16 protein-coding genes are annotated in these 19,178 nt (G+C 72.1%); 9 read left to right on the top strand and 7 right to left on the bottom strand.

What is annotated here, in order from left to right; all coding sequences use genetic code 11:
- Positions 1 to 9: 9 nt before the first annotated feature.
- The 3 genes from QCZ28_RS21245 (at position 10) to QCZ28_RS21235 (ending at position 3,399) form a co-directional block, all read left to right on the top strand.
- The gene (locus tag QCZ28_RS21245) at positions 10 to 852 is read left to right on the top strand and encodes a carbohydrate ABC transporter permease (protein ID WP_279518275.1); all 843 of its coding nucleotides are present in this window, start codon (positions 10 to 12) and stop codon (positions 850 to 852) included.
- Positions 849 to 2,270 (top strand): GH1 family beta-glucosidase, encoded by a 1,422-nt coding sequence (locus tag QCZ28_RS21240; protein WP_279518274.1) that lies wholly within the window; start codon positions 849 to 851, stop codon positions 2,268 to 2,270. The genes QCZ28_RS21245 and QCZ28_RS21240 overlap by 4 nt, the downstream gene beginning before the upstream one ends.
- Before the next feature lie 82 nt (positions 2,271 to 2,352).
- Entirely contained in the window at positions 2,353 to 3,399 is a 1,047-nt protein-coding gene (locus QCZ28_RS21235) for a LacI family DNA-binding transcriptional regulator (protein ID WP_279518273.1), read from the top strand.
- Between the two features lie 223 nt (positions 3,400 to 3,622).
- On the opposite strand, the gene QCZ28_RS21230 is transcribed toward QCZ28_RS21235, so the two are convergent.
- Together QCZ28_RS21230 and QCZ28_RS21225 are read right to left on the bottom strand one after the other, a co-directional pair.
- Positions 3,623 to 4,834 carry an acyl-CoA dehydrogenase family protein gene (locus QCZ28_RS21230; RefSeq protein WP_279518272.1) on the bottom strand — a complete coding sequence of 404 codons (1,212 nt, stop codon included), beginning with the start codon at positions 4,832 to 4,834 and terminating at the stop codon, positions 3,623 to 3,625.
- Positions 4,834 to 5,913 (bottom strand): phosphotransferase family protein, encoded by a 1,080-nt coding sequence (locus QCZ28_RS21225; protein WP_279518271.1) that lies wholly within the window; start codon positions 5,911 to 5,913, stop codon positions 4,834 to 4,836. The genes QCZ28_RS21230 and QCZ28_RS21225 overlap by 1 nt, the downstream gene beginning before the upstream one ends.
- A 203-nt stretch (positions 5,914 to 6,116) precedes the next feature.
- Here QCZ28_RS21225 and QCZ28_RS21220 point away from each other — a divergent pair, with 203 nt between their 5' ends.
- The 3 genes from QCZ28_RS21220 to QCZ28_RS21210 all read left to right on the top strand — a co-directional run bounded on the left by QCZ28_RS21220 (position 6,117) and on the right by QCZ28_RS21210 (position 9,846).
- Positions 6,117 to 7,838, top strand: a complete 1,722-nt coding sequence (locus QCZ28_RS21220; protein ID WP_279518313.1) for a thiamine pyrophosphate-binding protein — start codon at positions 6,117 to 6,119, stop codon at positions 7,836 to 7,838.
- A 158-nt stretch (positions 7,839 to 7,996) separates the two neighbouring features.
- The gene (locus QCZ28_RS21215) at positions 7,997 to 8,698 is read left to right on the top strand and encodes an amino acid-binding protein (RefSeq protein WP_279518270.1); all 702 of its coding nucleotides are present in this window, start codon (positions 7,997 to 7,999) and stop codon (positions 8,696 to 8,698) included.
- A gap of 89 nt (positions 8,699 to 8,787) precedes the next feature.
- A complete protein-coding gene (locus tag QCZ28_RS21210) occupies positions 8,788 to 9,846 on the top strand; it encodes a GNAT family N-acetyltransferase (RefSeq protein WP_279518269.1) in 1,059 nt (352 codons plus the stop codon).
- On the opposite strand, the gene QCZ28_RS21205 is transcribed toward QCZ28_RS21210, so the two are convergent.
- Complete coding sequence (locus QCZ28_RS21205; protein WP_279518268.1) at positions 9,843 to 10,247, bottom strand: VOC family protein; 405 nt, start codon at positions 10,245 to 10,247, stop codon at positions 9,843 to 9,845. The two genes, QCZ28_RS21210 and QCZ28_RS21205, sit on opposite strands and share 4 nt — an antisense overlap.
- Positions 10,248 to 10,326: 79 nt before the next feature.
- On the bottom strand, positions 10,327 to 11,892 hold the full coding sequence (locus QCZ28_RS21200) for an aldehyde dehydrogenase family protein (RefSeq protein WP_279518267.1): 1,566 nt from the start codon (positions 11,890 to 11,892) through the stop codon (positions 10,327 to 10,329).
- 433 nt (positions 11,893 to 12,325) lie between these two features.
- On the opposite strand from QCZ28_RS21200, the gene QCZ28_RS21195 reads away from it, so the two are divergent.
- Positions 12,326 to 15,229: a glycoside hydrolase family 9 protein gene (locus QCZ28_RS21195; protein WP_279518266.1), complete on the top strand. Its 2,904-nt coding sequence runs from the start codon at positions 12,326 to 12,328 to the stop codon at positions 15,227 to 15,229.
- Positions 15,230 to 15,366: 137 nt separating this feature from the next.
- Here the strand turns inward: QCZ28_RS21195 and QCZ28_RS21190 are convergent, their stop codons facing one another.
- The 3 genes from QCZ28_RS21190 to bioB are packed head-to-tail and all read right to left on the bottom strand — an operon-like array spanning position 15,367 to position 17,070.
- Positions 15,367 to 15,873: a GNAT family protein gene (locus QCZ28_RS21190; RefSeq protein ID WP_279518265.1), complete on the bottom strand. Its 507-nt coding sequence runs from the start codon at positions 15,871 to 15,873 to the stop codon at positions 15,367 to 15,369.
- Between the two features lie 4 nt (positions 15,874 to 15,877).
- On the bottom strand, positions 15,878 to 16,069 hold the full coding sequence (locus QCZ28_RS21185) for a hypothetical protein (protein ID WP_030336135.1): 192 nt from the start codon (positions 16,067 to 16,069) through the stop codon (positions 15,878 to 15,880).
- 5 nt (positions 16,070 to 16,074) lie between these two features.
- Positions 16,075 to 17,070, bottom strand: coding sequence for a biotin synthase BioB (gene bioB, locus QCZ28_RS21180; RefSeq protein WP_279518264.1), 996 nt, complete (start codon positions 17,068 to 17,070; stop codon positions 16,075 to 16,077).
- Between the two features lie 226 nt (positions 17,071 to 17,296).
- On the opposite strand from bioB, the gene QCZ28_RS21175 reads away from it, so the two are divergent.
- Positions 17,297 to 18,433 carry an 8-amino-7-oxononanoate synthase gene (locus QCZ28_RS21175; RefSeq protein ID WP_279518263.1) on the top strand — a complete coding sequence of 379 codons (1,137 nt, stop codon included), beginning with the start codon at positions 17,297 to 17,299 and terminating at the stop codon, positions 18,431 to 18,433.
- 17 nt (positions 18,434 to 18,450) lie between these two features.
- Positions 18,451 to 19,155: a dethiobiotin synthase gene (bioD, locus tag QCZ28_RS21170; RefSeq protein ID WP_279518312.1), complete on the top strand. Its 705-nt coding sequence runs from the start codon at positions 18,451 to 18,453 to the stop codon at positions 19,153 to 19,155.
- The last annotated feature ends 23 nt before the right edge of the window (positions 19,156 to 19,178 follow it).

Genomic DNA, 19,178 nt, shown 5'->3' with positions numbered 1-19,178 from the left:
GAGCGAGCGATGACTTCGGCTTCGCGGCGCCTGTGGCGCACCAGCCCGCTGACCTACGTGGCGCTCGTCCTGGCGGCGCTGCTCTCGATCTACCCGTTCTACTACATGATCGTGATCGGCACTCGCAGCCTTGACTCGATCAACGACGTGCCGCCGCCGTCAACTCCCGGCGGAGCGTTCGGTGACAACTTCCAGCGGGTGCTCGACAACGACGCCGCCAACTTCTTCACCGGCATGATGAACTCGGTCATCGTCTCCTCGGTGGTCACCATCTCGGTGGTGCTCACCGGTTCGCTGGCCGGGTTCGCCTTCGCCAAGCTGCGGTTCCGGGGCAGCAACGCCCTCCTGCTGGCGATCATCATCACCATGATGATCCCGACCCAGATGGGACTCATCCCGCTCTGGGGCATGATGCAGGACCTCGGGTGGTACGACACCCTCTACGCGGTCACCGTGCCGTTCCTGGTCAGCGCCTTCGGCGTGTTCATGATGCGGCAGTACGCCAGCCAGGCGATCTCCGACGAGCTGATCGAGGCCGGTCGGGTCGACGGGGCCAGCACGTTCCGGATCTACTGGAACATCGTGCTGCCCGCGCTGCGCCCCGCCGCCGGTGTCCTCGGTCTGCTGACCTTCATGGAGACCTGGAACTCGTTCCTCTGGCCGTACGCCGTCCTCACCCCGGAGAACCCGACCCTGCAGGTCTCGCTCTCCTTCCTCTCGTACGCCTACTACACCGACTACTCCCAGGTGTTCGCCGCCACGGCGATCGGCACCATCCCCCTGGTGATCGTTTTCCTCGTGTTCGGCCGCCAGATCATTGGCGGGATCATGGAAGGTGCCGTCAAGTCGTGAGCAACCCCGCCAGCCCACCCGCCGTCGACGTCCTCGACGAGCGCCCGGGGCTGACCTTTCCACCCGGATTCCTCTGGGGGGCCGCGACGGCGGCGTACCAGATCGAGGGGGCGGCGGCCGAGGACGGCCGCGCCCCGTCGATCTGGGACACCTTCAGCCACACCGAGGGTCGCGTCGTCGCCGGGCACACCGGTGACGTGGCGTGCGACCACTACCACCGCCTCGGCGAGGACGTCGCGCTGATGGCCGAGCTGGGCCTGAAGTCGTACCGTTTCTCGGTCTCCTGGTCGCGGGTGCAGCCAACCGGTAGCGGCGCCGTCAACCCGCAGGGGTTGGACTTCTACCGCCGGCTGGTCGACGAGCTGTTGGCCAACGGCATCGAGCCGTGGCTCACCCTCTACCACTGGGATCTGCCGCAGCCGCTGGAGGACGCCGGCGGCTGGCCGGCCCGGGACACGGCAGCCCGCTTCGCCGACTACACGACGGTGATGGCCGACGCGCTCGGTGACCGGGTGCGCTACTGGACCACGCTGAACGAGCCGTGGTGCTCGGCGTTCCTCGGCTACGGTTCCGGGGTGCACGCCCCCGGCCGCACCAACGGCGCGGACGCGGTGCGCGCCGGTCACCACCTGATGCTCGGGCACGGCCTGGCCGTGCAGGCGCTGCGGGCCGCCCGGCCGACCGCCGAGGTGGGCGTGACCGTCAACCTCTACCCGGTCGACCCGGCCAGCGACACCCCCGCCGACCGCGACGCCGCCCGGCGGATCGACGGGTTGGCCAACCGGTTCTTCCTGGACCCGCTGCTGCGCGGGTCGTACCCGGAGGACCTGGTTGCCGACCTCAGCACGGTGACCGACTTCGACCACGTGCGCGACGGCGACCTGGCGACCATCTCCACGCCGTTGGACCTGGTCGGGGTCAACTACTACAGCCGGCACGTCGTCGCCGCGCCGGTCGAGGGCGTCCCGGCCGATCCGGCCCCCTCGTGCTGGCCGGGCAGCGAGGACGTCCGGTTCGTCAGCCGCGGCGTCCCGGTCACCGACATGGGCTGGGAGATCGACGCCCCGGGCCTGACCGAGACGCTGCGTCGGGTGCACGGCTACACCGAGCTGCCGCTGTACGTCACCGAGAACGGTTCCGCGTTCGTCGACTCGGTGGTCGACGGGCAGGTCGACGACGTCGATCGGCTGGCCTACTTCGACGCCCACCTGCGCGCCGCCCACGAGGCGATCGACGCCGGGGTGCCGCTGCGGGGATACTTTGCCTGGTCGTTGATGGATAATTTCGAATGGGCCTGGGGTTACACCAAGCGGTTTGGCATGATCCACGTCGACTACGACAGCCAGGTCCGCACCCCCAAGTCCAGCGCCAAGTGGTACGCCTCGGTGATCCGGCGCAACGGTCTGGCCGCACAATAGGCTCGGGCCAGCCATCAGGACGGCCCCGGCGTCCACCTCCCGCAGGTGGCGCCGGGTCCGCCCGCCGTCGGAGGAGCAGACGATGACAACGCAGCGCACCCGGTCGCTCGGGCGCCCGACCCTCGACGCGGTCGCGGCGCGTGCCGGCGTCGGTCGGGGCACGGTCTCCCGCGTGGTCAACGGCTCGCCCCAGGTCAGCCCGGAGGCCCGGGCCGCGGTCCAACAGGCCATCGCCGAGCTGGGGTACGTGCCGAACCGGGCCGCCCGCGCGCTCGTCACCCAGCGGACCGACTCGGTCGCGCTGGTGGTCTCCGAATCCGGCGAGCGGGTCTTCACCGAGCCGTTCTTCGCCTCGATCGTGCGGGGGATCAGCTCCGGGCTGCTGGAGACGCCGATGCAGCTCTGGCTGGCCATGGCGCAGTCGCCGGTGGAGCGGGAGCGGGTCGAGCACCACCTCACCAACCAGCACGTCGACGGCGTCCTGCTGCTGTCGTTGCACGACTCCGACCCGCTGCCGACGCTGCTGGAGGAGCGCGGCCTGCCCGCCGTGCTCGGCGGTCGGCCCGCCCGGATGCTGCAACCCGGCGCCCAACCGGCCTGGTTCGTCGACGTGGACAACGTTGGCGGGGCCCGGCAGGCGGTGGAGTACCTGACGGGGCAGGGGCGGCGACGCGTCGCCACCATCGCCGGTCCGCAGGACATGGGCGCCGGTCTGGCCCGGTTGGCCGGCTACACCGAGGCGGTCAAGGCCACCGGGGCCAGCGTCAACCCCGACCTGATCGCGTACGGCGACTTCAGCGAGGGCAGCGGCGCGGCCGGCATGCGTCGGCTGCTGGACGTCTGCCCGGACCTGGACGCGGTGTTCGTCGCCTCCGACCTGATGGCGTTCGGCGCGCTGCGGACCCTGCGCGAGGCCGGCCGGCGGGTGCCGCAGGACGTCGCGGTGATCGGCTTCGACGACGCGACGATCGCCCGTCAGGCGGAGCCGCCGCTGACCACTGTCTTCCAGCCGGTGGAGGAGATGGGCCGGCAGATGGCCCGCCTGCTGGTGGCCCGGATCCGTGGCGAGGAGCTACCCGCCTCCCACATCCTCCTGGACACCCAACTGGTCCACCGAGCCTCCGCCTAACCCCACCCCCACCGCATCGCCCGGCCTGCCCGGCCTGCGGGCCCGCCCACCTCGTTGATCATGGAGTTATTGCCACCCGCGTCGGCGTGTCGTGGCAATAACTTCATGATCAACCGGGGCGGCGCGGGGCGTGGGGTCGGTCCTGGCGCGGGCGCGGGGTGGGGCCGCGGCGGGGGTGCGCGGCGCGGGGTGGAGGAGTCGTGGGGGTGACGGGCAGGCGGGGTTAGGGGGTCCAGCGGCGGAGTTCGCGCTTGGCCAGGGAGTTGCGGTGGACCTCGTCGGGGCCGTCGGCGAGGCGCAGGGTGCGGGTCTGCGCCCAGAGGGCGGCCAGTGGGGTGTCCTGGCTGACGCCGGCGCCGCCGTACCCCTGGATGGCCTTGTCGATCACCCATTCCGCCATCGCCGGAGTGCCGATCTTGATGGCCTGGATCTCGGTGTGCGCGCCCTTGTTGCCGACGGTGTCCATCAGCCACGCCGTCTTGAGCACCAGCAGCCGGGCCTGCTCGATGCGGACCCGGGACTCCGCGATCCACTCCCGCACGACGCCCTGCTCCGCCAGGGGCCGGCCGAACGCGATCCGTTCGTTGGCCCGGCGGCAGAGCAGCTCCAGTGCCCGTTCGGCCATCCCGATCAGCCGCATGCAGTGGTGGATGCGGCCCGGGCCGAGGCGGGCCTGCGCGATGGCGAAGCCGGTGCCCTCGGCGCCGATCAGGTTCTCCGCCGGCACCCGGACGTCGGTGAAGTCGATCTCGGCGTGCCCGCCGTGGGAGCCGTCGGTGTAGCCGAAGACGGTCATCCCCCGGCGCACCGTCACACCGGGGGTGTCCCGGGGGACCAGGACCATGCTCTGCTGGCGGTGCCGGTCGGCGGTGGGGTCGGTCTTGCCCATCACGATGAAGATCTCGCAGCGCGGGTCCATCGCGCCCGACGACCACCACTTCCGCCCGTTGATCACGTACTCGTCGCCGTCGCGGGTGATCCGGGTGGCGATGTTGGTGGCGTCGGAGGAGGCGACGTCCGGCTCGGTCATGCAGAACGCCGAGCGGATCTCGCCCTCCAGCAGCGGCATCAGCCAGCGCTGCCGCTGCGCCTCCGAGCCGAACTCGGCCAGCAACTCCATGTTGCCGGTGTCCGGTGCCGCGCAGTTGACCGCCTCCGGCGCGAGGTGCGGGCTGCGCCCGGTCAGCTCGGCCAGGGGAGCGTACTGGAGGTTGGTCAGGCCGGCGCCGTAGCGCGGGTCGGGCAGGAAGAGGTTCCACAGGCCGCGCTTGCGGGCCTCCGCCTTCAGCTCGGCCAACACCGGGGTACGCGACCACGGGTCCCCGGCGGCCACCTGCTCGGCGTGCACGGGCTCGGCCGGGTAGACGTGTTCGGTCAGGAACCGGGTCAGCTCGTCGCGCAGCTCCTCGGTCCGGCTGTCGTATGAGAAGTCCATCACCGCTCCCTGGCGGCGGTCAGCCCGTGTGCGACCAGCGGTGCCACCATCTCGCCGATCCGGTCGAAGCCCTCGCCGAGCGTCTGCCCGAGCGTGTGGCGGTAGTGGATGCCCTCGCAGATGACAGCGAGTTTGAAACAGCCCAGCGCCACGTGCCAGTGCAGTGGCCCGACGTCGACGTCGCTGCGCCCGGCGTACCGGTCGATCAGCTCGCTGCCGGTGGGGAAGCCGGCGCGTGGGCCGAGCCCGTCCGCGACGGGGTTGCCCGCGGCGGTGTCGCTGCCGCCGAGCACGTCCCAGTACGTCAGCAGCAGCCCCAGGTCGGCGAGGGGGTCGCCGAGGGTGGCCATCTCCCAGTCGAGCACCGCGTGCACGGCGACCGGGTCGGCCGAGGCGAGGAGGTTGTCGAGCCGGTAGTCGCCGTGCACGATCCGGCCGGCGTTCGCACCCTCCGGGGCGGTCGCCGCGAGCAGGTCACGCAGCTCGTCGATGCCGGCCAGCGGACGGCTGCGGGAGCGGTCGAGCTGACCGGCCCACCGGCGTACCTGCCGGGCCAGGTAACCCTCGGGGCGGCCGAAGTCAGCCAACCCGACGGTGGAGGGTTCGACGCTGTGCAGCGCGGCGAGGGTGTCCATCATCGCCATGGCGAGGTCGCGGCGTCGTTCGTCACCCAGCGGGTCGGTCTGCGCGCGGGTGCGGAACACCTCGCCGGGCATCCGCTCCATCAGGTAGAACGGTGCGCCGATGACGTCCGGGTCGGTGCAGAGCAGCAGCGCGCCCGGCACCGGCACCTCGGTCGGCGCGAGCGCCGAGATGACCCGGAACTCGCGCCCCATGTCGTGCGCGGTGGCCAGCACGTGCCCCAGCGGGGGGCGGCGCAGCACGACCTCGCGGTCGCCGAGGCGCAGCAGGTAGGTGAGGTTGGACTTGCCGCCGGCGATCAGCTGGGCGCGCAACGGCCCGACGAGCAGTTCGGGTCGGTGCCGGGCCAGGTGGTCGGCGAGGCGGTCCAGGGCCAGACCCGCGGGTGAGCTGGGGACGGCCTCCGGCCGCGACGCATCGACGGCCGGATCACTCATCCGACCAGTTGATGGCAGCCCGTTCACGTTGTCAAGGTCAGATTCACCGGACGTCTCGTCCGGAGGGCTTCGGCCACGCGGGCCAGCGCCGCCGCCGGGCGCGTCTCAAGGGGAACAATCCACACCTTTCATGTCGATTGCCTCTATATCGTCTTGATGGTGGGCCGCGGAGGCGGTCCCCGGAGCGACGGGAGTCAATCGTGGTGAGGGCGAACGGGGGCACGACGACGGTCGGCGAGCTGTTGCTCAGCCGGCTCTACGACCTCGGGGTGCGCCATGTCTTCGGGTTGCCGGGGGACTACAACATGGATTTCCTCGACCAGATCGAGGCGTTCGACGGGATCGAGTGGGTCGGCAGTTGCAACGAGCTCAACGCCGGCTTCAGCGCGGACGGGTACGCCCGTCTCGGCGGCGTGGCCGCGATCCTCACGACGTTCGGTCCCGGTGAGCTGTCGGCGGTCAACGCGCTGGCCGGGGCCATGGCGGAGTCGGTACCCGTCGTCTCTATCGTCGGCGGTCCGACCGTGGAGATCATGCGACAGCACACCTCCATGCACCACTCGCTCGCCGACGGCGACTTCGACCACTGGGTACGGGTGGCACGCGAGGTCACCGTCGCCCAGACCTCACTGACCCCGCAGAACGCTCTGCACGAGGTCGACCGGGTCCTCACCGAGTGCTGGTCGCAGCAGCGTCCGGTCTACGTCCGGATGCCCGGCGACGTGGCCCACGCCGAAATCGCCCGGCCGGGGCGACGGTTCACCCGCCCCGAGCCGGTCGTGGCGGCCGGGCAGCTCGACGCCTTCGCCACGGCCGCCCGGCGGCTGCTCGACGGTGTCGAGCGGCCCGCCATGCTCGTCGGGAACCTGCCGATCCGCTTCCACCTCGGCGCCGCCGTCACGGCTATGGCCGCCGAACGGAACTGGCCGGTCGCCGCGCAGTCGCTCGGGCGGGGACTGCTCGACGAGTCCGACCCCCACTACGTGGGCGTCTACAACGGCGGTGACAGCGTCGACGAGGTCCGCGCGGTCGTGGAGGGCGCGGACGCGCTCGTCTGTCTGGGCACCACGTTCTTCGACTGGGACGGCCTGTTCACCGCCGACCTGAAGGTGGACCGGGTCATCAGCCTGCACCGGGACGCCGCCGTCGTCGCCGGCACCCGCTTCGCCCCGGTGGCCCTGCCGGCGGCGCTGCGCTGCCTGCACGAGATCGCCCCGAACCGTACGGCGCAGTGGTCACGCGCGGCGCTGCTGACGGCCGACCCGCCCGTACTCGACCCGTCGAGCGACGAACCGATCCGGCAGACACGGCTCTGGCCAGCCATCCAGCGGATGCTGCGCGAGGGGGACATCTTCGTCCCGGAGACCGGCACCCCGTCCTTCGGCGCCGCGACGATGCGACTGCCCGCCGACGTCACGGTCGTGTGGCCGCCCATCTGGGGCTCGATCGGCTACGCCACCCCGGCCGCCTTCGGTGCCGGGGTGGCGGCACCGGATCGACGGACGGTGCTCGTGACCGGCGACGGATCTCTCCAACTGACAGTGCAGGAGATCAGCCGGATGCTCGCCACGAACCAACGTCCGGTCATCATCGTGGTCAACAACGGCGGTTACACGGTCGAACGGGCGGTCGACGGGCGGCACCAGCCGTACAACGACATCGACAACTGGCGGTACACCGAACTGCCCGCCGTGTTCGCACGGGAGCGGGGCTTCACCGCCCACGTGGCCCGTACCGAGGGTGAACTCGCGACCATCCTGGCCGGCATCGACGGACGGCCGGCCCAGTTGACACTCATCGAGGTGGAGACCGACCCACTGGACCTGCCTACCGGAATGCCCCAGTGGGGTCGGGAGACGTCCGCCGCGGACTACCACGCCCAGCTCGCCTCCACGCCGGTCCTGCCCCTGGGTGGGCTGCCCTGAGCGTCGCTGTCCGCTTCCCCGGCGAAACCGTCCGGTGGCCGGCCGGCGAATTTCCGCTCGGGACATGCCCCTGCAACAGGGACGAAATGGTCAACGACCAGGCTGGGAGCAGCCTGCCGGCGGCTCCTTTCGCCGGCCCGCCGAGCGGAGGGACAGACATGTTGCTGCGAGTTCGGGTCACCCTGCCGGACCGTCCGGGCACCCTCGGCCAGGTCGCCCGCACGTTGGGCGTCTCTGGGGCGGACATCGTCCAGGTGGTGGTTCTCGAACGGCTCGGCGGGCGCGCGGTGGACGACTTCACTGTCGTCTGGCCGGGCGCGGCACGGGTGGAGCGGCTGCTGGCTGGGCTCGCGGCGATACCGGGGGTGCGGGTGGACGGTGTGTGGCGGGCGATCGGCGCGCCCACCACCACCGGGCAGGACGCGGAGCTTTTGGCCCAGGTCGCGGCCAACCCGGCCGACGGGTTGGCCACCCTTGTCGACGCGGTCCCGGGGCTGCTGGCGGCCGACTGGGCGGTGGCGGCGGTGGTGCCGGTCGACTGGGCCTCGCGGTCCGGAGGTGGCGGGGCGACGGTGGGGCACGCGAGCTGGCGGGCTCCCGTACCCCTGCGGTTGCCGGAGGTGACGCCGCTGCGCGGCCGGTCGATGACCACACCCGACGGCACTCACCACGCGATCGCGCCGTTCGGCCGGGCGGGCCTGGTGCTGGTGGTGGCCCGCGAGCGCAGCGAGACCCTCTCCGCCGCGGGGTTCCACAGCACCGAGGTGGATCGGCTCACCCAGCTCGTCCGGGCCTGCGCGGTGATCCTCGGTGACCGACTCGATCTCGTCGGCGCGCCGCCGGTGGTCGCCGGCCCCTGAGCGGCCCGAGGAGTTCCCGGGCCGACACCGCCGGGCAACCGGGCGGCAACAGGCCGGGGTGAGGCTCTTACCGGGGAAGGGAGCCAACCATGACGTTGTGGCGGATCCGAGCGACGGTGGACGACCGTCCCGGCTACCTGTCGGTGCTCACGGCCAGCCTCGCGCTGCGCGGGGTCAACATCCTCACCGTGCAGGTGCAGCCCACCGAGCGGGGCGCGGTGGACGACTTCCTGGTGGACGCACCGGACACGCTCGACGAGGCCGAACTGGTCGCGGCCGTCGAGCGTGGTCGTGGGCGGGACTGCTGGGTGGCGCGCAGCGAGGCGCGTGGCCTTGTCGACCAGCCCACCCGGATGCTCGGTCTCGCCAACCGGCTGGTGCGGGACCCGGATTCGACAGGTGAGGCCCTGCGGACGCTGCTCGGCGCCGACTCGGTGAGTTGGCGACCGACGTCGACGGACGTCGAGCGGGGCGTCACCGGCACCGACATGGCGCTCGCCGACCCGACGGGTGGCTCGTTCGCGCTGCACCGCACCGCGCCCGCGTTCACCCCGGCGGAGTACGCCCGGGCGCAGGCCCTCGTCGAGTTGGCCGCCACGATGGCGCGGCGGGCCGCCGAACAGGTCACGCTTGTGCTGCCCGACGGCGCGGAGGTGGCCGTCCGGCCGGCGTGCGCGGACGACCTGTCGGGCGTTCTGGAGTTGCACGAGGGTTGTTCCCCGCGAAGCCGGCAGCGGCGTTATCTGGGCGGAGCGTCGCTGCCCCAGCCGGCCCGGCTGCGCCGGATGCTGGAGCCGGGCCGGGGGTTGACCCTGCTGGCCACGACGGTGGCCGCCGACAGCGCGGCGGAGTCGGTGGTCGCCATGGCGAACCTGCTCGGCGAGGGCGACGAGGCCGAGGTGGCGCTGCTGGTGCGCGACGACTGGCAGCGGCGGGGGCTCGGTTCGGCGTTGCTGCGCCGGCTGGTGCGGCACGCCGACGCGGCCGGCTACGCGGCGCTGGTGCTGCATGTGCAGGCCGAGAACACCCCGATGCTGCGTACCCTGCGTCGGCTGGACCGGCCCGCCGCAACCGAGCGCGACGGCACAGTGCTCAGCTGCACCGTGCCGCTCGCCGCCCCGGCCGCGGTGACCGTACCGGGCGGCTAGCGGGGGTCCCCGGGCGGTTCGCGCCGACCCGACACGCAGAACCGGTTGCCCTCCGGGTCGGCGAGCACCACGTACGGCGGCTCGCTCGGGAGTGGATCGGTCGGGTAGTGCCGCCAGTCGACAGGCTGGGCGCCGAGGGTCAGGAGCCTGTCGACCTCCTCGTCGAGGGTGCGTTCACCGGCGTCCAGGTCGAGGTGGACGCGGGGGAACTCCTCGGCCGGGCTGTCGCTGACGTCCATCGCGATGGCAGCGCCGGGCATTCCGGGCGGCGGCTCCAGGACGATCCACTCGTCGCCGGGGTGTCGGGGCGGGCGTCGGCGATAGCCGAGGGCGGCGGCCCAGAATGCCCCCGCCCGGTCCGCGTCGGACACACCCAGCGAGAGTTGCGCGATCATGGCCATCACTGGACGGTACGTCAACGGCACGTCGCGGCGAGAGCCCCCCGGCCTGTCGACGGAGGGCCCTCGCCGCGCACCTCGATCAGGTGGCGGGGTAGCTGCTGTAGTCGGGGAAGTTGCCGTAGAGCCGGCTGTCGCCCCCGACGGTGACGGCCTGCACCAGCAGGTCACCGCCGACGAACGCGCCCTTCCAGGAGGCGCCCCGACCGCCGAACGGTTCGTCCCGGTCACCGCGTGAGCGTGACTTGTTGATGCCCACCTTGAACGCCTGCAGGTCCACCGCGAGCTTGCCGGCCTCGTCGGTGTCGTCGCAGGCCAGCGAGGCGACGAGCGCGCCGTTGGAGGCGTTCATGGCGGCCAGCAGTTCGTCGGTGGTGTCCACCACGACGATGGTGTCGACCGGCCCGAACGGTTCGGCGTGCATCAGCCGGGACCGGCCGGGCGGGGCGAGCAGCACCGACGGCGCCACGTACGCGGACGTGTCCTGCCCGGGGAGGAACGGTGCGCCGGTGAGCTTGCCCCGGTGCAGGGGAATCGCGCCGCCCCGCATCGCCTCGTCGACCTTGCGGTGCAGCTCCTCGGCCTTGGCGGCGCTGATCAGCGGACCGAAGTCCAGTCCGGGCAGCGGGTCACCGGCGGCCCAGTCGTCGCCGACGGCGAGCGGGTGACCGAAGCGGACCGAGCGGACGACCGGCAGGTACATGTCGAGGAACTCGTCGACCAGGTCGCGTTGCACCACGAACCGGGGGTACGCGGTGCAGCGCTGCTTGCCGTACTCGAAGCCCTTCTTCAGGTGGGTGGCGAGCAGGTCCCACTGGGAGAAGTTCCAGATGCCCCAGGCGTTGAGGCCTTCCTGTTCGATGAAGTGCCGCTTGTCGCTGTCGAGCAGCGCGGCGGCCACCTTGCCGCCGTTGGACCGGCCGCCGACGAACGCCACCGCGCCGATCTCGGGTGCCCGGACCAGCACCTCGGACAGCTCGGCGCCGCTGCCGGAGACGAGGGTGGCGGGCAGCCCGGCCCGGCGCATCAGCGCGTGCGCGACGGTCAGGCAGACCGCGCCGCCCTGCGACGGGGTCTTGGCGATGACCGCGTTGCCGGCCAGGAGCTGCACCAGCTCGGCGTGCACCAGGACGCTCATCGGGTAGTTCCACGACGCGATGTTGCTGACCGGTCCGGGTAGCGGCTCGCGACCGTCGGCGAGCATCCGGTCGATCTCGCCCGCGTACCAGCGGACGCCGTCGAGCGCCCGGTCCACGTCGGCGCAGGCCAGCCGCCACGGCTTGCCGATCTCCCAGACCAGCAGCAGGGCGAGCAGGTCGCGGTGGGCGGTGAGCGAGTCGAGGGCGTCGGCGACCCGGGCCTTGCGGTCGGCCAGCGGGGTCTGCGCCCAGGCCCGGTGCGCGGCGGCCGCGTGTGCGACGGCGGCGCGGGCGGTGTCGGCGTCGAGGCGGGGCAGGTTGACCAGGACGGTGTTGTCCACCGGGGTACGGACCGCGGCGGGTTGGCCGACCGCCCGCCATTCGCCTTCGACCAGGTTGTGCAGTGTGGTGACGCCGTCGACCTGGGGGCCGAACGCCTCCGGGGTGGCGGCCACCGCGCGGGCCAGGATGTCGGTCCAGGCGGTGCCGTCGGCGAGTCGTAGTGCCATCGCTTCTCCTCAGGGTTTGACCGGGGAGCGGCGGCGTCGACGGCACCGCTGATGGTCGGTACTGTCTCGCGCCTGGTAGTGGGTCAGCAACAGTACGTTTGTCTGGCTGGCCGTCGACGCGTCCGAACGGCGTGAGGATCTTTTCGGGGGAGTGGGCGGTGAGCTGCGGAAACGATGACTGTCTATAGATAGGAATCGATGGTGTGAAATGGTCTGCAGTGGTTACCCGCGAGTACGCGACCGCCGCGCGCGGCGGCGCCCCGGCCGGCAGGCTTCCCAACCGACGACCCGACCATTACATTGTCGACTATCCATGGGAGCGCTTCCACGGCCTATGGTCACACCGCCACCCCGCTGTCGCCGGTGGCCGTGCCGCCCGTACGCCGTCCCGCGTCGGTGCGACCGCCGGCGGCGCCTCCGACAGGAGCCCGCCATGCGCCACCTGACCCGGCCGTTCAGCGGCCAGCCCGGCCGGTCACCGGCCGCCGACCAGCCCTGGCCACGGCGACTGCTGGCCATCGGCGTCGCGCTGCTCACCGGCGCGTCCCTCGCGGTGATCGCGCCGCCGTCCGCGCCCGCCTCCGCCGCGCCGGCGGCGACCTACAACTACGCCGAGGCGTTGCAGAAGTCGCTGCTCTTCTACGAGGCGCAGCAGTCCGGCCGGCTGCCCGACTGGAACCGGGTCTCCTGGCGCGGAGACAGCGCGCTCACCGACGGCGCCGGCGCGGGTGTCGACCTCACCGGCGGCTGGTACGACGCCGGCGACCACGTGAAGTTCGGCTTCCCGATGGCGTTCAGCGCCACCATGCTCGCCTGGGGCGCCGTCGAGTACCGCAGCGGTTACACCTCGTCCGGGCAACTGCCGCACCTGCTCAACAACCTGCGCTTCGTCAACGACTACTTCATCAAGGCGCACCCGTCGGCCAACGTCCTCTACGGACAGGTCGGCAAGGGCGACGACGACCACAAGTGGTGGGGTCCGGCCGAGGTGATGCCGATGGCGCGGCCCGCGTACAAGATCGATGCGAGCTGTGGCGGCGCGGACCTGGCGGGGGAGACGGCGGCCGCGATGGCCGCCTCCTCGATGGTGTTCCGGCCCACCGACGCCGCCTACGCGGACAAGCTACTCGGGCACGCCCGGCAGCTCTACACCTTCGCCGACACGGTGCGGAAGGCCTACCACGAGTGCATCACCGACGCCACGAGCTTCTACCGGTCCTGGAGCGGCTGGCAGGACGAGCTGGTCTGGGCCGCGATCTGGCTGCACCGGGCCACCGGCGAGGCCAGCTACCTGACCAAGGCCGAGAGCGAGTACGACAAGCTCGGCACCGAGAACCAGACCACCACCCGCTCCTACAAGTGGACCATCGCCTGGGACAACAAGCAGTTCGGGGCGTACGTGCTGCTGGCCAACCTGACCGGCAAGCAGAAGTACGTCGACGACGCCAACCGGTGGCTGGACTACTGGACCGTCGGGGTGAACGGGCAGCGGGTGCCGTACTCGCCGGGCGGGATGGCGGTGCTCGACTCCTGGGGCGCGCTGCGCTACGCCGCGAACACCTCCTTCGCCGCGCTGGTCTACAGCGACAAGACCACCGACACCACCCGTAAGGCGCGCTACCACGACTTCGCCGTCCGGCAGATCAACTACGCGCTCGGCGACAACCCGCGCAACTCCAGCTACGTCATCGGGTTCGGCGCCAACTCCCCGAAGAACCCGCACCACCGCACCGCGCACGGCTCCTGGTGGGACAGCCAGACCGTGCCCGTCGAGACCCGGCACACCCTCTACGGCGCGTTGGTCGGCGGCCCGTCCTCGGCCAACGACGCGTACAGCGACAGCCGGTCGGACTACGTGATGAACGAGGTGGCCACCGACTACAACGCCGGCTTCACGTCCGCGCTGGTCCGGCTGACCTCCGAGTACGGCGGCACGCCGCTGGCGAACTTCCCGGTCGCCGAGACGCCGGACATCGACGAGCTGACCGTCGAGACCACCGTGGCACAGGCCGAACCGCGGGCCACCGGGCTCAAGGTGATGGTCTACAACAAGTCCGCGTTCCCGGCCCGTGCGCTGACCGACGGGAAGTTCCGGTACTACTTCCGGCCCGACGGCACCGGCCCGGTGCAGGTGACCGCCGGTTACACCCAGGGCTGCCCGTCCCCGACCACGGCCAAGCAGTTCAGCGGGGACATCTGGTACGTCGAGGTGGACTGCACCGGGTACACCATCGCCCCGGCGGGTCAGTCGCAGCACCGGATGGAGGTCCAGTTCAAGGTGGGCGTGCCGGAGGGCGGCACCTGGGACCCGACCAACGACCCGTCGTACCAGGCCACCGCCGGGCCGAACCGGAAGGTGCCGCTGTACTCCGGCACCACCCGCGTCTGGGGCGAGGAGCCGGGACCGGTCGTCCCGGACACCACCGCGCCGACCGTCCCCGGCACACCCGTCGCGTCCGCCGTCACGTCGAGCGGACTCACGCTGACCTGGGCGGCGTCCGCCGACACGGGCGGCAGCGGCCTGGCCGGCTACGAGATCACCCAGTCGCAGACCGGCAGCGACGCGCTGGTGCTGCGGACCGCCACCACCAACACGCTCGCGGTGACCGGGCTGCTGCCGGAGCGGACGTACCAGTTCACCGTGCGGGCCCTCGACGGCGCCGGCAACCGGTCGGCGTCGTCTGCCGCCCTCAGCGTCACCACGCCGGCCGGACCGGCACCGGACACCACCGCGCCGACCGCGCCCGGCACCCCCGTCGCCTCGGCGGTCACCGCGACCGGACTCACCCTGAACTGGGCGGCGTCCACCGACAACGTGGGCGTCACCGGCTACCGGGTCTACCGCGAGGCCGGCGCCACCGACGCGCTCGTCGGCTCACCCACCGGCACCACTGTCGCGGTGACCGGGCTGACCGCCTCGACCGCCTACCAGTTCTACGTGGTGGCGGTCGACGCGGCGGGCAACACCTCCGCGGCGTCCGCGCCGGTCGCGGTGACCACCGCGGCCCCGCCGGTCGGCGGCACCTGCTCGGTGGCGTACGCCACCACCGACTGGAGCACCGGCTTCACCGCCAACGTGTCGATCACCAACACCGGCACCACCGCGATCAACGGCTGGACCCTGCGGTTCAGCTTCGCCAGCGGGCAGACCGTCAGCCAGGGCTGGTCGGCGACGGTCAGCCAGACCGGGGTGGCGGTCACCGCCACGAACCTGTCCTACAACGGCACGATCGCGCCGGGCGCGTCGGTGAGCTTCGGCTTCAACGGGAACCACAACGGCAGCAACCCGAAGCCGACCGCCTTCACCGTCAACAACACCACCTGCGCCATCGCCTGACCCGCTCCGCGTTCGAGATCGTGGACAGTTACGTTCGTGCTGGACGGTAACTGTCCACGATCTGCGACCGGGGTGGGCGATCCGCCACCGGCGCCAACCGGCGGATGCCGCGGCGCCGCTGACCCGGCGGCTCGCGCTCACTCCACCAGGTCGTCGGCGAGCAGGTCCATCAACAGGCCGTCGTGCCAGCGGCCGTCCGCGCCGCGCTCGTAGCGGCGCAGCACCCCCACCGGCCGAAAACCGACCTTCGCGTACGCCCGGATGGCGGCGCTGTTCGCCGCCGCCGGATCGATGGTGAAGCGGTGGTGGCCGTACTCGTCGATCAGGTGTCGGGCCAGGGTGCGGATGGCGTCACCGCCGAGGCCGGCACCGCGTACCGCCGGGTCGAGGAAGACGTCCAGGCTGGCGTGCCGGTAGTCCGGGTCGGACTCGGCGTACCACTGGATCGCGCCGATCACCCGGCCGTCGTGCTCGATCGCGTACACGTGCAGGTCGTCGTCGGCGAGGTCGGCGCGCACCGAATCGGCCAGGTCGTCGCCGCCCCGCCACCACCGGCGTACCTCCGGGTCGGCCCGGATCGCCGTGAGGGCCGGCACGTCCGCGGCCATCGCCGGTCGTAGGGTCACCGCCCGCCCGCGCAGCACCGGCTCAGCCCCGGATCTCGCCGTGCTCGACGCAGACCGCCGACCAGCCCACCGGCAGCACCTGCACCTTCATCCGACGTCGGCAGTGCTGGCAGAACCGGGGCGGCTCCAACTGGCGGGCCGACGCGCAGCCCGGGTGGGCGGTGGCCGTCGCCGCCTCACCGCACCGGTCGCACCACAGCTCGGTGGTCGTCATGGTCGTCACAGCGTGGCGGAGAGAGCCTTGACCGGCATCTTCAGCTCGTTGAGCAGCTCCAGGTCGGCAGTGGCCGGCCGACCCAGCGTGGTCAGGTAGTTGCCGACGATCACCGCGTTGATGCCGCCGAGCAGACCGTCGCGGGTGCCGAGGTCGCCGAGGGTGATCTCACGACCACCGGCGTACCGCAGGATGGTGCGCGGCATGGCCAACCGGAACGCGGCGATGGCCCGCAGCGCGTCCTTGCCCTCGACCACCGGCCGGTCACCCAGCGGGGTGCCGGGGCGCGGGTTGAGGAAGTTGAGCGGCACCTCGTGCGGATTCAACTCGGCGAGCTGCGCGGCGAACTCGGCCCGCTGCTCGACGGTCTCGCCGAGGCCGAGAATGCCGCCGCAGCACACCTCCATGCCGGAGTCGCGAACCATCCGCAGCGTCTCCCAGCGCTCCTCCCACGAGTGGGTGGTCACCACGTTGGGGAAGTACGACCGGCAGGTCTCCAGGTTGTGGTTGTATCGGTGCACGCCCATGTCGACCAGGTCGTCGACCTGCTCCTTGGTGAGCATGCCCAGCGACGCGGCGACCTGGATGTCGACGGCCGCCTTGATGGCGGCGACACCCTCGCGCATCTGCTTCATGAGCCGGGCGTCCGGACCGCGGACAGCGGCGACGATGCAGAACTCGGTAGCCCCGGTCGCGGCGGTCTGCTTCGCCGCCTCGACCAGCGACGGAATGTCCAGCCAGACCGAGCGCACCGGTGAGGTGAACAGGCCCGACTGCGAGCAGAAGTGGCAGTCTTCCGGGCAGCCGCCGGTCTTGAGCGAAACGATCCCCTCGACCTCGACCTCCGGGCCGCACCAGCGCATCCGCACCTCGTGGGCGAGCTGGAGGGCGGCGGGCAGGTGCTCGTCGGGCAGGTTCAACACGGCGAGGACGCCGGCCTGATCGAGGCCGACACCGTCACCCAGGACCTGGGTCCGGGCCTGGTCGAGGATCTCTGGCATGGCTCGTACCCTACTAGGCCGGTGCCAAAGCCCCCGGTCGCCGCCTGGACTCCGTCGCAGGCCGACCGGGGGCTTGGCGCAGGCCTCGGCTCTCCGATCAGCCGGAATGACCTGGCAGCCCGGTCGGCAGCGCACACCGAGTGGAATCGTCGGGCCGGTGGCTGCGGGTGGTAATTTCGCCCGGCGGGTGTCGGGCTGACCGGCAGGCAAGCGGGGGAGGGTGACGGTGGCGGACTGGCTCGCGGCGCTCGACCGCCGCGCCGAGCTGCGGGCGAAGGCCGGGCTCACCCGGCGGCTGCGTCCGCGTCCGGCCGACGACCAGATGACCGATCTGGCCGGCAACGACTATCTCGGCCTGGCCACCCACCCGGAGGTCACCGCCGCGGCCACGGCGGCACTCTCGGCGTACGGGCTGGGGGCGACCGGGTCGCGCCTGGTGCGGGGATCCACCGACGCGCACCGGGCGCTGGAGGAGGACCTGGCCCGCTGGCTGGGCACCGACGGCGCCCTGGTCTTCTCCTCCGGCTACCTGGCCAACCTCGGTGCGCTGCGGGCGCTCGTCCAACCTCGGACGCTGCTCGTCTCCGACGCGCACAACCACGCGTCGCTGATCGACGGTTGCCGCCTCTCCGGCGCCGAGACGGTGGTCACCCCGCACGCCGACGTGGACGCGGTCGCCGCCGCGCTGGCGTCCGCTCCCGGTCGTCCGGCGGTGGTGGTGACCGAGTCGATCTTCTCGGTCGACGGGGACCTCGCCCCACTGGCTCGGCTGCACTCCGTGGCCCGCCGGCACGGCGCGTTGCTGCTGGTCGACGACGCGCACGCGCTCGGCCTCACCGGCCCGGCCGGCGCGGGCGCGGTCGCGGCCAGCGGGCTGGCCGGCGAGCCGGACGTGGTGGTCACCGCCACCCTGTCCAAGGCGCTCGGTGGCGCGGGTGGTGTCGTCGCCGGCCCGGCCGAGTTCGTCCGGCACCTGATCGAGACCGGGCGCACGTTCATCTTCGACACGGCACTGCCGCCGGCGGTCGCCGCCGGTGTGCACGCCGCATTGCGGCTCGCCCGGGCCGGCGACGACCTGCGCGCCGAGCTGTCCGACCGGGTGGCGCTGGCGGTCGGTCGCCTGCGCGCGGCCGGGTTGACCGTCTCCGCCCCGGACGCGGCGGTGATCTCGGTGACCGCCCCCGGGCCGGAGGCGGCGACCGACTGGGCCGCCGACTGCCGGGACCGGGGCGTCGCGGTGGGTTGTTTCCGGCCGCCGTCCACCCCGGACAGCCGTTCCCGCCTGCGCCTCACTGTCAGCGCGGGGGTGCCGCGCGCGGCGTTCGAGCGGGCGCTGGACGTCATTGTGGACACGTCGCCGTGACCGGGTGGGCGGGGCCGGTGCTGGTGACCGGGACGGACACCGAGGTCGGCAAGACGGTGGTGACCGCGGCGATCGCGGCCGCCGCGCAGGCGGCCGGGTTGCGGGTGGCGGTGATCAAACCGGGCCAGACCGGTACGGCCGGTGGTGAGCCCGGTGACGTGGACTCGGTCAACCGCTTGGCTGCGCCGTTGACCGGTCGGACGTTGGCGAGTTATCCGGATCCGCTGGCACCGTTGGCCGCCGCGCGGGTGGCCGACCTGCCGCCGCTGGAGTTGTACACGGCGGTGGACGCGGTGCGTGCGGAGGCGGACAAGCACGACCTGGTGTTGGTCGAGGGCGCGGGTGGGTTGCTGGTGCCGATGGGGCTGCGGCCGTCGGGTGAGCCGTGGACGATGGCCGACCTGGCGGTGTCGCTCGGCGCGCCGGCGGTGGTGGTCGCCCGCGCCGGGTTGGGCACGCTCAACCACACCGCGTTGACGCTGGAGGCGCTGGACCGTCGGGCGGTGCCGGCCGGCGTGGTGATCGGTGCCTGGCCGACCAGGCCGGAGCTGGTGCACTGGACCAATCTGACCGACATGGTGCCGAACCTGCTCGGTGCGCTGCCCGACGGCGCGGGGGCGATGGATCCGGGTGTGTTCCGGCGGTCCGCGCCGGGTTGGCTCACCCCGGCCCTGCACGGCGTGCTCGACGACTGGCGGGTCTGGGCCGAGGAGAGCAGCTGAACACCTGACCGTCGGTGTCCGGG

Origin of the sequence: Micromonospora sp. DH14, assembly GCF_029809455.1 — a bacterium.
Lineage (GTDB): Bacteria > Actinomycetota > Actinomycetes > Mycobacteriales > Micromonosporaceae > Micromonospora > Micromonospora parva.
The sequence above is the reverse complement of the archived record's forward strand: the minus strand, read 5'-3'. Positions and strand labels throughout refer to the sequence as shown.